Source organism: Cryobacterium sp. Y50, assembly GCF_002929805.1.
Lineage (GTDB): Bacteria > Actinomycetota > Actinomycetes > Actinomycetales > Microbacteriaceae > Cryobacterium.
Genome location: NZ_PJJM01000104.1, coordinates 15836 through 28190, shown reverse-complemented (window position 1 = coordinate 28190; position 12355 = coordinate 15836). Strand labels below are relative to the sequence as shown.

Here is a 12355-nt window from a genome sequence, read left to right as displayed (position 1 = left end):
ACCCTACGATGGCAGGCATGTACCTTTCGCCGTCGCCCAGCCGCGTGGCTGGGCTGGTGCTCGCCGCCGGTGCCGGTTCGCGCTATGGCATGCCCAAGGCGCTCGTGCACGATGGCGCCGGGCGTTCCTGGCTGCAACGCGCTGTCGACGTACTAGCCGAAGCCGGATGCTCTCCCGTTATCGTCGTGCTCGGCGCCCGCTGGGCCGAGGCGGCGGCTCTGCTTGACGCTGGTGATGACGACCCGACCAGTGCGCCAGTTCGGGGCAAAGACCGGCCGCCGGCATCCGTTCGTATCGTGCAGGCCACCGACTGGGCTGAGGGGCTCTCCGCGTCGCTGCGCGCCGGTCTGCGCTGCGCCATCGAACAGCCCGATCTCACGGCCATCGCGGTCATTCCGGTGGACGTGCCCGATCTGAACGCTGCTACGGTTGCGCGAATGATCAGCACGAATTTCGGCACCACGGCGGTGCCGGGCGCGACCGTTCTCTCGGCCAACACTCTGCGCCAGGCGCGCTTTGCGCGCCAACCGGGGCATCCCGTTGTGATCGGCCGACAGCACTGGACGCCGCTTATCGATACCCTCGCTGGCGACACCGGTGCCCGCCCGTACCTGCGCGCGCACCCGGTCGAGCATATCGAGTGCGGTGACCTCGGAACGGGTGTCGACGTCGACCGGCCGAGCTGACTGGTTTCTCTCCTAGCCCCGGGCGGGCACCCGAGTGAGCGCCGCGTAGGCCCGCTCGGCTCCGGATTGCCGGGTCAACGACAGCGCGAGCGTATCGAGGCGGGCGCGCGGGGCGGCGCTCGAGTCAGCGCTAAGGCGCAGCATTCGCTCGCAGGCAGCCCGCAGATCCAGAACCGTGGCAGTATTGGGCGGCAAGGAGGTGCCAAAGCCCGCTGCATCGAGAGCGGCCGCGCCGGCGAACTGGTCGGTCGAGAACGGCAGTACGACGAGCGGAACTCCGGCTGTCATCGCCTCGGTGACCGAATTGTTGCCGCCGTGGGTGACGGCAAGCACGGACTGTTGCAGCAGGCGCACCTGCGGCAGGAACGCGCGCACCAGCCAGGCGGCGGGCAAGGCCCCCAACTCGGTCGGGTCGGTCGTCCCGGCGGCGATGGCGACCCGCACTGGAAGGCCGGCGAGGGCGGCGACGACGCGGGCGAGCACGTCAGCACGCACCGAGAGAAAACTTCCGAAACTGACGTAGACCACGGGCAGCGAATCCGCCGCCAGCCAGGCCTCGACCTCGGGATCGACGGACTCGGATCGCACGGCGGAGCCGAGAAACACGTGGGGCGGCAGCTGGCTCGTTCTCGCCGGCGCGTGTAATTCGGCCGGGTAGTTGAGCAACAGCACGTCTCCCGATTCCTGGAAGGCGTCCAGGCTCGGCTCGGCGTGAGGGTCGAGCTTACGCAGGGCGTCGTTCCACTGGGCTGTGAACGTGTCGCGCACGGCCGCGCACTGCAATTGGAGCAGGGCCAGTTCTGAGGCGGCAGGCGAGAACACCGCGGGCCAGGCCGGCGGGTAACCGTAGACCTCCGCGCCCACGGGCAGTGCAGACGGATGCCCCAGCACGATGTCTGCGTGCGCGACGCCGGCACTGAGCAAACCCAGCCTGGCGCTGAAGGCCAGGTGGTCGACGATGACCTGATCTGGCTGCACCCGCGCGACGATGCGCTGCACCCTGCGGGCAATCTCGACCGGGTTGTACAGCAGGTCGCTACTGCGAGCCGCGGCCTGAAATCGCAGAGTGTCGACCATTCCACGGCGGGTCGCGTCGAAGAACCCCCGCAGGGCGTCGTCTTCACCGGCGGGCTGCTGTTCGACGCGGATCGTGCCGGGGTTGGAACCGCGGCCCAGTTGAAGATGCTCACGTTCAAACCCGAACTCGGTCACGATGTCGGCCGTGGCCGGCCCGCTCGCGACCACGACGCGTTCGCCGGCTTGCGCCCAGGCGGTGCCGAGCGTCGCGAGTGGGTACAGGTGCGAGGCATAATCCGGGCTGATGATCAGCAGGGTCACGAAACGCTCAGTTCCCAGGCCGCCGGCTCGGTCGCCACGGCAACGCCGCGGTAAATCTCGCCGAGCGCCGACGCCATCGCTTCGATCGTGAACTTGTTCGCGACCATGCTGCGGGCCCGTATCGCATTGGCGCTACCCTGCGTTCCGCCAGCGAGGTCCACGGCCTCAGCAATCGAGCGAGCGAGGGCGGCACCGTCACCGGTAGCGACGAGAATGCCCGTCACTCCGTGCTCGACGTACGTGGCCGGTCCGCCGCCATTCGGCGCGACCACCGTGAGTCCGGTGGCCATCGCCTCGAGTAGCGCGATTCCAAACTCCTCTTTCATACTCGCGCAGACGTACACCCCAAACGGTGCCGACAGGCCCGGCCGGCCGTAGCGCACGGCGGCCAGCCAGCGAGCGACGGTGTCATTGGGGCGATGACCGGCCAGCAGCAGGCCTCGGTCAGCGGAATCGGCCAGGACGCCGCCGGGCAGGATGTTGGTCATGCGCTGCAACTCGATGTCTTCATCAAACGACGGATGCTCCAGGTCGCCTCCCACAATCAACAGATTGCAGCGAGCTCGCAGTTGAGTATCACCGTTCCATGCCTCGACCAGGCTGGCCATACCCTTCACGCGGTGCAGCCGACCGACGCTGATCAGCAATGGCAGGCCTCGCCGAGCGGTCGGCAGCGTTCCGAGCAGGTTGTCGAGCTGGGTAAAGGCCACTGCTGCGGGCTCCACTGCTGCGGGCTCCGCCGCTGCTCGGCTACGGGCATCGGCAGAAACCAGCAGACTTTCGCCGGTCAGTCCGAGAGACCCGAGCGCATCCGCGCGAGAGCGGTCGATCACCGCGAGGTCGATTCCCTCGGGAATGACCGAGTGCCGTTCCGGATGCGCGTCAATGTCGATGCCAGTCAGACGTTCCATATCTTGCTGCAGTCGCGGTCGCGGAAACAGCACGGTGTGCGCGGCATCTGCGGCAAGCCGCTGCACGAGGCGGGCGCGAAACCAGTAGTGCTCGACGGCATCGACGGTGCCAAAGTTGGCCCGGGTGAGCGCGCCACTCGCTTCGAGAGACTCGATCACGCCGTGCGGGTCTGGCGCGACGGTGAAGACGACCGGAATGTCCAGGTCCCGCGCTACTGTGGCCGCGGCAAGGCTGCCGACGTCGGCCATGCGCAGGTGAATCGCATCGACCACACCAGCCGAGCGGAGGATACGCCGAATGCCGCGCTGCGCGGCAACCCGCCGAGGCCACGCGTCGATCGACGGGACCGCGCCGCCGACGAACGGAATCGTCGCGAAGGAGTGTCCATGCCGGGTGCTCCCGACATCGGCCAGGCCGCCCAGCGCCGACTCGTAAGTGCCGCGCGACATGGTGATGACCCGTTCTACCGAGTCTTTTTCTGTCGCACGGCCAGCGGAAAAACGGCTGCCGACGAACGGCGCACGGAGAGCGGCCGCCGCGGCGCTTTGGGTTCTACCGCCCGGCAGGCCGGCTGGCCCGGCAACGAGGGCGTCACCGAGCCGTACCAGAAGGGTCGCGATGCCGCCGTTGTCGCCGACACCCACCTGGGAGAGTTCACCATCGATGTCGGCGTGCAGGAACAGCTGGGCGATCGTGGCGCCCCGGTTCCATTTTGGCCGCGGCGCGGCCGTCGCCGTGAGATCGAACAGTGCCAGCCGGGATACGGCTGCGAGTTCGATCCCATCACCGGCAACTGCATTGTCTTCCGAGAGAGCGCTGAGCAACGCGAGCACGGCTTCGCTCGGCGACCGGTCGCCGAGGCCGGCAATGGCGGCTGCACGAGCACCTAGGCTCTCAGCGCTGTCGGTGGCCACCCGACGCAGCAGGCGTTCGGGAACGCGGCCAGGAATCAGGCCGATGGTCTCGATAAGGCGGGCACGGGCATCCGTTTCGGAGATGCCGAGCAGCGAACCCTCCAGCAGCAGGGCCACCTGGTCCGCAGCCGAAGAGCCCCACTGTTCCAGGGTGCGCTGGGCGAGCATGCCGGAGAAGCCACCCAGCCGAACCAGGGTTACCAAGCCAGCGATCGCGTCGTAGCGCGGCAACCGGGTACCGAAGGCCCAGGCGGCATGCTCGCGCAGAAAAGCGCAGTCGTGGTACAGGAGGGCCACCAGTACCTCATCGGCGGAGTCATCGAAGACCTGGGCGAGGGCGTGCACGGCGGCGATAGCGGTGAGCTGGTCGCTCAAATCGGTCGCGGCCTGGGCCAGCAGCCGCACAGCCCGAGCGCCCCCATCGCGGCTGGCTGCCACGGTGAGGTCGTCGGCGCGTCGAATTCCCTCGAGCAGCGTTGCCGCGGATCGTTGGTCGTCGAGTGCGGTGTGCGTAGCCATTGGCTGCTCCTTCTCGTGAAACTCCTCGAATCAATCGTGGCGATTCGGGGTTGCCACGAGTGAATATTGGTGAATTTCAAAACTTCCGGTGCGAGAAACGTTGAGGATTCCGCACACGAAAGCGAACGAATCAGGTATAGCTAGCCTAGCTAGCGAATTCCCCATGCGCCATCATTGCATGAATGAGGGCACCAGGGCTGACAGACTGCCCTGATCGGTGCCGAGCGTTCAACACGCAAAATAGAGCCACGCCCCAGTGAATGGGGGCGTGGCTCTATCTGTTTATATCTGCAGATGCCGGGTTTAGCCGAACAGGGCCGTCACCTTCGCGAGTGTCTGAGAAATGCCGAACGCCAGCGGGATCCCTACCAGCGCCCAAGCCACGATGACTTTTAGAACCTTCATGCGTGCGCCTTCCAAGCTGTTGCACCGACGAGCGGCTTTTCGGGTTCGTGATAGTCGGTGTGAACCGGTCGCACGAAAAGATTCGCCACAAAGCCAACAACGAGCAGCCCAACCATGGTGAGCAGGGCCGGCTGATAGGCCGCGGCCGTCAACTCACCCGGAGCGCCCTGAGCATCGAGGAACGAGTTGACAATGAGCGGGCCAGCAATGCCGGCCGCCGACCAGGCCGTCAGCAGGCGGCCATGGATGGCCCCCACCTGAAAGGTTCCGAACAAATCCCGCAGGTAGGCCGGAGCGGTAGCGAAACCGCCACCGTAAAAAGAAATGATAATGAAGGCCAGTACAACGTAGAGCGCCGTTGTGCTTGACCCGACGAGGGCCAGCAGCAAGTACAACACCGTGCCAACGCCGAGGTACACCATGTAGATATTCTTGCGTCCGGTCTTGTCCGACGTAGCCGACCAGGCGAATCGTCCGCCCATGTTAGCGAGCGACAACAGGCCCACAAAGCCTCCGGCAACGGCGGCCGAGACCAACGAGTTGCCGCTGCTCTGCCGGAAGAAGTCCTGGATCATCGGTGCGGCCTGCTCGAGAATGCCGATACCGGCCGTGACGTTGCAGAACAAGACGACCCAGAGGAGCCAGAACTGACGCGTGCGAATGGCGTTCCTGGCTGAAACGTGGTTGCTCGTGACGAGGGCCTTGACCCGCACCTTCGACGGATCGAATCCGGCCGGCACCCAATCAGCAGCCGGAACCTTGATCGTGAAAGCGCCGAACATCATGTACGCGAGATAGATCACGGCGAGAGTGAGAAAAAGTTTGCCCACGGAATCGCCGCTCGCCACCCAGTTCGCTGCCCCGGAGCTCGGGTCATAGAAGCTGAGTAGCACCGTCGACACCGGGCTGGCGATGAGGGCGCCTCCTCCAAAGCCCATGATGGCCATGCCGGTGGCGAGGCCCGGGCGGTCCGGAAACCACTTGATGAGCGTCGAAACGGGCGATATATAGCCGATGCCGAGCCCGATACCGCCGATGAAGCCGTAGCCGACGTAGACCAGCCACAGCTGGTTCGAAAAGATTCCGAGCGAACCGATGAGGAATCCGCCCGACCAGAACAGAGCCGCGACGAACATGGCCTTGCGCGGTCCGTGGGTGTCGACCCAGGTACCCATGATGGCGGCCGACAGGCCGAGCATCACGATGGCGATTGAGAAGATCACCCCGATCTGCACCAGGCTGGCGTCGAAGTGCGCCACGAGCGCCGTCTTGTAAACACTCGTGGCGTAGGCCTGGCCAATGCAGAGGTGCACGGCCAGTGCGGCCGGCGGAATCAGCCAGCGGTTGAATCCGGGTGGGGCGATGGTGCGGTCTCGGTCGAGCCAGCTCATGGACATATCCTTGCTGCCGGTAAGGCGATAGCGACTCTGCTGTGCGTTTCGGCTGTCCACGAGGGCCGTGGACGTACTCCGCAAACGGATAGGTTGAATGGTCTGCGGAGGCAATCCTAGACGAATCATCGAGCACATTCTGTTCCAAAATCTTGCCCATTTGATAATTCGGGGGATTTTTCTTTCGAGGCAAGGCAGGATGGGTACATGACACGTTCAGCACCCATCGACGACATCAACGAAAATAATCTTGTCGTCACCGCGCCCAAGACCCACGCGGCGGGTGTGCAAGCCGTAGTGGTGGCGCTCGATCGGGGAATCGCCCAGGCTGGTGTCGTTCGCACCGCGCGGTCGCTGCTGCGCCTCAATCAGCGCGACGGCACCGACTGCCCCGGATGCGCGTGGCCGGAATCCCAGGGACATCGCAAGACCGCAGAGTTCTGCGAAAACGGCGCGAAGGCCGTCGCTGAGGAGAGCACGCTACGCACGGTGACGCCCGAGTTCTGGGCAGAGCATTCCATCGCCGAGCTCGCCACCAAGACCGAGTATTGGCTCGGAAACCAGGGCCGCATTACGCACCCCGTCGTCATTCGCCCGGGTGACACGCACTACTCGCAGATCTCCTGGGATGATGCTTTCGAGCTCATCGGTGAGCAGATTCGCGCGACCGTGCCCGAGCGCACCGTCTTCTACACGTCCGGCCGCACCGCCAACGAGTCAGCGTTCATGTACCAATTGTTCGCGCGGTCTATCGGCACTAACAACCTGCCCGACTGCTCCAATATGTGCCACGAGTCCTCCGGCTCAGCACTGAACCCCACGATCGGCATCGGCAAGGGTACGGTCTCGCTCGAAGACATCCACCAGGCCGAGCTCATTTTGGTAGTCGGCCAGAACCCGGGCACCAACCACCCGCGCATGCTATCGGCTTTGGCCGAATGCAAGGACAACGGCGGCAAGATTGTGGCCGTCAACCCTCTGCCCGAAGCCGGACTGTTCAATTTCATGGACCCGCAGACTCCGAAGGGCGTCGTCGGCAAGGGAACTAACCTGGCAGATGAGTTTCTGCAGATCAAGGTCGGCGGTGACCTGGCCTTGTTCCAGGCGCTCGGTCATCTGTTGCTCGAGGAGGAGGCCCGCGTGCCGGGGTCGGTCATCGACCACGAGTTCGTCGCGGCGAACACCGACGGTATCGAGGCCTATCGAGCAGCCCGATCGGTGATCGACTGGACCGAGACAAAGAACGCCACCGGCCTGGACCGTGCCGCAATCGAGACGGTGGCGCAACTGCTCATCGCGAGCAAGGCCACCATCATCTGCTGGGCGCTGGGACTGACCCAGCAGCCGCACTCGGTGAACACCCTCAAGGAGATCATCAACCTACTGCTCCTGCAGGGCAACTTCGGCAAGCCCGGCGCCGGTGCGTGCCCGGTGCGCGGCCACTCGAACGTGCAGGGCGACCGCACCATGGGTGTGTGGGAAAAGCCGAAAGAGCCCATGCTCGCCGCCCTCGACGCCGAGTTCGGCATCGTATCCCCGCGGGAGCATGGGCTCGACTCCGTCGACACTGTGCATGCCTTCGTGCACGACCGCGTCGACGTGTTCGTCTCCATGGGCGGCAACTTCGCCCTGGCTTGCTCCGATACCGACCTGCTCGAGAAGGCCATGCAGCGCGTCGGTCTCACCGTACACGTCTCCACCAAGCCCAATCGCTCGCACGTCATGCACGGTTTGACCTCGCTCATTCTGCCGACGCTCGGCCGAACGGATACCGATGACAAGCATCCGTCGGGCCGCCAGGTGCTCTCGGTGGAAGACTCGATGTCGGTCGTTCGCACCACTCAGGGACGCCTCGATCCGGTGTCGGAGCATTTGCTCGCCGAACCGGTGATCATTGCCCGCATGGCCCACGCCACGCTTGGAGACGACCACGCGGTCGATTGGAAGGCAATGGCTGAAGACTACGACGTCATTCGTGACCACATCTCCCGCGTCATCCCCGGCTTCGTCGATTTCAACGTTCGGCTCAAGACCAAGAATGGGTTCGTGCTGCCCAACCCGCCGCGTGATACGCGCAGCTTTGCCACCGATATTGGTCTGGCCCGGTTCACGGTGAGCCCGATCGAGTATCTGTCGGCGCCAGAGGGTCACTTGATACTGCAGACCATCCGCAGCCATGACCAGTACAACACCACGTTCTACGGGCTTGACGACCGTTACCGCGGCATCAAGAACGGGCGTCGCGTCATCCTTATTCACGAAGACGACGTCACCGAGCTGGGCTTCGCGGACCGCGATATGGTCGACGTAATCAGCACGTTCCAGGGCGTTGAGCGTCGAGCCGACACGTTCCGCCTCGTGGTCTATCCGACACCGCGCGGCTGCGCGGCTGCTTATTTTCCGGAGGCGAACGCGCTTATGCATCGCGAGCTCGTAGCCCGCGAATCGAACACCCCCGGTTACAAGGCCATGACCGTGCGCTTCGTTCCGGCCGGCGCCCCTGCCTAACCGGGGTTAGGCGGCCTGCACGTCACGCTGTGCGTCGATGATCCGGTCGCCGCCGGCGTAGACGACCATAGAGTTGCCGCGGAGAAAGCCGACCAGGGTCATGCCAACCTCGGCGGCGAACTCCGCGGCGAGTGACGAGGGTGCCGAGACTGCCGCGAGCACCGGAATGCCCGCCATCAGGGCTTTCTGGGTGAGTTCGAAACTCGCCCTGCTCGATACCATGAGCACCGTACCGGTCAGCGGCAGCCTGTTCTCTTTGACCGCCCAGCCGATGACCTTGTCGACGGCGTTGTGTCGGCCGACATCTTCGCGCAGCACGAGGAGTTCGCCGGTGGCGGCATCGAACAGTCCGGCAGCGTGGATGCCGCCAGTTTTCTCGAACACGTTCTGCCCGGCGCGCAGCTTTTCGGGAAAAGTCGTGAGCAATTCGGCAGTCACCTGTACCGCGTCATCCGCTATCTCGAAGACTGACTTGGTGCGCACGGCATCGATGCTTTCCTTGCCGCATAAGCCACAGGAGCTGTTGGTGATGAGGGAGCGCTCCAGGCTCGGTGCCGGTGGCGCGACGCCCGCGCCCAGCGTGACATCGAGCACGTTATAGGTGTTGACCCCGTCGATGGCCCCGGCGCAGTAGCGGGCCGAATTGAAATCGTCGCCCTGGGTGATGACGCCCTCCGAGACCAGAAACCCAGCCGCAAGGTCGACGTCATTGCCGGGGGTACGCATCGTGACGGCGAGGCGGCGGCCGTTCACTCGAATTTCCAGGGGTTCCTCGACGGCGAGCAGGTCTTCGCCAGCCAGGGGATGGGCACCAACGGTGATTCGGGTGATTTTGCGTCGAGCGGTAATTCTGTTCATTCTTAGAGTCTGGCACGCTGGTGCCTTTACCGCACTCCAGCCCTGCCGATTAACCGCCGATGTAGGACATTTCGATTTTCTTGGCACCGGACGCTCGCAGCTCACTGGTCTTCGCACTCCGCAGCTGCGAATAGCGGTCAGTGCGCTCCCGCCAGAGGTGTGCCATGACGGTGGAGAGTTCAGCGTCGGAGCAGCCGCCGCGCATGAGAGCCCTCAGGTCGTGACCCTCGGTGGCAAACAAGCAGGTGAACAGTTTGCCGTCGGTGGAGACGCGGGCGCGGGAGCAGGACTGGCAGAACGACTGGGTCACGCTCGAGATGACGCCGATTTCGCCGCCGCCGTCCTGGTAGCGCCAGCGTCTTGAGGTTTCGCCGCTGTAGTTCGGGGCGATCTCTTCGAGCGGCAACTCGGCATGGATGCGCGCGATGACATCCTTCGACGGCACGACAGCGCCCATCTCCCAGCCGTTGCTGGTGCCGACGTCCATGAATTCGATAAACCGCAAAATGTAAGGGGTGCCCTTGAAATGGCGGGCCATGGCAACGATGTCCTGGTCGTTCTTGCCGCGCTGCACCACCATGTTGACCTTGATCGGGCCGAGCCCGACCGCTTCGGCCACGTCGATACCGTGCAGTACCTTTGCAACGGGAAACTTCACGTCGTTCATGGTGCGAAACGTGGTGTCGTCGAGCGAGTCGAGCGACACGGTGACTCGCTTCAGGCCGGCATCCTTGAGCGCCTGCGCCTTGACGGCTAGCGCCGACCCGTTCGTGGTGAGCGCGATATCGATCTCACGGCCGTCGGGGGTACGCAGCTCGGCCAGCAGGGCAATGAGGTCTTCAAGCCCCTTACGCAGCAGTGGTTCACCGCCGGTCAGCCGAATCTTCTCAACGCCATGGGCGACGGCCACGCGCGCGAGCCGGGTGAGTTCCTCGAAGCTGAGGAGCTCGTCGTGTTCCATGAACGCGAAGTCCCGGCCGAAGATCTCCTTCGGCATGCAGTACACGCAGCGAAAGTTGCAGCGGTCGGTGACGCTGAGGCGCAGATCATGCAGCGGCCGGTTCAGCCGGTCGGTCACGGTGCCGGTGGGCGTTTCAAGGTCCACCGGAATGTCCGCGCGCTCTCGATAGAAACGCGGAGCTGGTTCTGCAAGGTCGGCGCCGGTCATGCTTCCACCCTAACCCCGCGCCCCGCACGGGGATGCCCAGAACACCGGTTCTATGCGGATGCCGCGGCTCGCGGCCTGAATCCGCGGCTAATTCAGGAAAAATTTCAATTTCTGAGCGGATCCGGCGCTATTCGCGCAGATTCGGGTCGGATTTCCTGAATAAGCCACGCGGCGAGCGGATGCTGATGGACACCGATACAGGAATGGTCTGCCCGGGAGAATTCCCGAGCAGACCATTCGCTGACCTGTTGTTAACCCTTGACGTACCCGTTGGGGTTCAGCACGTACTTCGTCGCCGCGCCGGCGTCGAATTCGGCGTAGCCACGCGGGGCGTCTTCGAGGCTGATCGCCTGGGCGTTGACGGCCTTGGCAATGTGTACCTTGTCGTACAGGATCGCCATCATCAGCTGACGATTGTACTTCATCACCGGGCACTGGCCTGTGGTGAACGACAGCGACTTGGCCCAGCCGAGCCCCAAACGAATCGACAGCGAGCCCACTTGAGCGGCCTTTTCCTTGGCTCCCGGGTCACCCGTGACGTAGAGGCCCGGAATGCCGAGGGCACCGCCGGCCGCTGTAACCGTCATGAGCGAGTTGAGCACGGTGGCCGGAGCCTCGTGGCCGGCGTCCTTACCGTGACCACGCGCCTCAAAGCCCACAGCGTCGACACCGGCGTCAACCTCTGGCACGCCGAGGATCTGTTCGATCTGCTCCCCCGGCTCGCCCTTGCTGAGGTCGATGGTCTCGCAGCCGAAGCTGCGGGCCTGCGCGAGACGTTCCACGTTCATATCACCGACGATGACGACGGCCGCGCCCAGCAGTTGCGCCGAGACGGCGGCCGCGAGGCCCACCGGGCCGGCTCCAGCCACGTAGACGGTCGATCCGATGCCCGCACCGGCAGTGTAAGCCCCGTGAAACCCGGTCGGGAAGATGTCGGACAACATGGTGAGGTCCATGATCTTTTCGAGCGCCTGGTCCCGATCGGGAAACTTCAGCAGGTTCCAGTCGGCGTAGGGAACCAGAACGTACTCGGCCTGGCCTCCCACCCAACCGCCCATGTCGACGTAACCATATGCACTACCCGGACGGTCCGGGTTGACGTTGAGGCAGATGCCGGTCTTGCGTTCCTTGCAGTTGCGACAGCGACCGCAGCTGATGTTGAACGGTACCGACACGATGTCGCCCACCTTGATGAATTCGACGTCGGGGCCAGCCTCGACCACTTCACCGGTGATTTCGTGACCCAGCACCAGGTTCGCCGGTGCGGTCGTACGGCCGCGCACCATGTGCTGGTCGGAGCCGCAGATATTGGTGGTCACGGTCTTGAGAATGACTCCGTGGGGCACCTTGCGTCCCACGTTTTCCGGGTTGACGCCCGGCCCGTCTTTCAGCTCGAAACTCGGGTAATCAATGTCGATGACCTCGACGACACCCGGGCTCTTGTAGGCAACTGCTCTGTTCCCCGTCATGAACTACCTTCCTGGTTTTACGCTGATCAGGATGATGTGTTGGCCACGGCCCGATCGGCACTGGATGTTCCTGAACGCTGCGTGTGAGGGCAGCTCTCTCACTCCATCACGGCCCGGCTGAAATTACAATCAGTCAATTGCCAGTTCGCGCCCCCCTTTCAGGACTCAGGCACGACCAGACTGGTGA

At 64.2% G+C, this 12355-nt stretch carries 8 protein-coding genes; 2 read left to right on the top strand and 6 right to left on the bottom strand.

Annotation, left to right across the window (positions count from 1 at the left end; translation table 11 throughout):
- Window positions 1–17 precede the first annotated feature (17 nt).
- Window positions 18–686 carry an NTP transferase domain-containing protein gene (locus CXY73_RS18995; protein ID WP_104178611.1) on the top strand — a complete coding sequence of 223 codons (669 nt, stop codon included), beginning with the start codon at window positions 18–20 and terminating at the stop codon, window positions 684–686.
- Between the two features lie 12 nt (window positions 687–698).
- Here CXY73_RS18995 and CXY73_RS18990 read toward each other — a convergent pair whose 3' ends face one another.
- The 3 genes from CXY73_RS18990 to CXY73_RS18980 form a co-directional block, all read right to left on the bottom strand.
- Complete coding sequence (locus CXY73_RS18990; protein WP_104178610.1) at window positions 699–2024, bottom strand: nucleotide disphospho-sugar-binding domain-containing protein; 1326 nt, start codon at window positions 2022–2024, stop codon at window positions 699–701.
- The gene (locus tag CXY73_RS18985) at window positions 2021–4369 is read right to left on the bottom strand and encodes a glycosyltransferase (protein WP_104178609.1); all 2349 of its coding nucleotides are present in this window, start codon (window positions 4367–4369) and stop codon (window positions 2021–2023) included. The genes CXY73_RS18990 and CXY73_RS18985 overlap by 4 nt, the downstream gene beginning before the upstream one ends.
- Before the next feature lie 401 nt (window positions 4370–4770).
- Complete coding sequence (locus tag CXY73_RS18980) at window positions 4771–6165, bottom strand: OFA family MFS transporter (RefSeq protein WP_104134337.1); 1395 nt, start codon at window positions 6163–6165, stop codon at window positions 4771–4773.
- Window positions 6166–6372: 207 nt separating this feature from the next.
- Between CXY73_RS18980 and CXY73_RS18975 the strand changes: the two genes are divergently transcribed.
- A complete protein-coding gene (locus tag CXY73_RS18975) occupies window positions 6373–8673 on the top strand; it encodes an FdhF/YdeP family oxidoreductase (RefSeq protein ID WP_104134338.1) in 2301 nt (766 codons plus the stop codon).
- 6 nt (window positions 8674–8679) lie between these two features.
- Here CXY73_RS18975 and fdhD read toward each other — a convergent pair whose 3' ends face one another.
- The 3 genes from fdhD to fdhA form a co-directional block, all read right to left on the bottom strand.
- Window positions 8680–9531 (bottom strand): formate dehydrogenase accessory sulfurtransferase FdhD, encoded by an 852-nt coding sequence (fdhD, locus tag CXY73_RS18970; protein ID WP_104134339.1) that lies wholly within the window; start codon window positions 9529–9531, stop codon window positions 8680–8682.
- Between the two features lie 49 nt (window positions 9532–9580).
- Window positions 9581–10699 carry a GTP 3',8-cyclase MoaA gene (gene moaA / locus CXY73_RS18965; protein ID WP_104134340.1) on the bottom strand — a complete coding sequence of 373 codons (1119 nt, stop codon included), beginning with the start codon at window positions 10697–10699 and terminating at the stop codon, window positions 9581–9583.
- A 251-nt stretch (window positions 10700–10950) separates the two neighbouring features.
- Window positions 10951–12168: a formaldehyde dehydrogenase, glutathione-independent gene (fdhA, locus tag CXY73_RS18960; protein ID WP_104134341.1), complete on the bottom strand. Its 1218-nt coding sequence runs from the start codon at window positions 12166–12168 to the stop codon at window positions 10951–10953.
- Between the last annotated feature and the right edge of the window lie 187 nt (window positions 12169–12355).

What these genes read in the sequence shown, in the direction of transcription:
- CXY73_RS18980 (WP_104134337.1), bottom strand. Translation starts at nt 6,165, where the DNA reads ATGAGCTGGCTCGACCGAGACCGCACCATCGCCCCACCCGGATTCAAC.
- moaA (WP_104134340.1), bottom strand. Translation starts at nt 10,699, where the DNA reads ATGACCGGCGCCGACCTTGCAGAACCAGCTCCGCGTTTCTATCGAGAG.
- CXY73_RS18995 (WP_104178611.1), top strand. Translation starts at nt 18, where the DNA reads ATGTACCTTTCGCCGTCGCCCAGCCGCGTGGCTGGGCTGGTGCTCGCC.
- fdhA (WP_104134341.1), bottom strand. Translation starts at nt 12,168, where the DNA reads ATGACGGGGAACAGAGCAGTTGCCTACAAGAGCCCGGGTGTCGTCGAG.
- CXY73_RS18975 (WP_104134338.1), top strand. Translation starts at nt 6,373, where the DNA reads ATGACACGTTCAGCACCCATCGACGACATCAACGAAAATAATCTTGTC.
- CXY73_RS18985 (WP_104178609.1), bottom strand. Translation starts at nt 4,369, where the DNA reads ATGGCTACGCACACCGCACTCGACGACCAACGATCCGCGGCAACGCTG.
- fdhD (WP_104134339.1), bottom strand. Translation starts at nt 9,531, where the DNA reads ATGAACAGAATTACCGCTCGACGCAAAATCACCCGAATCACCGTTGGT.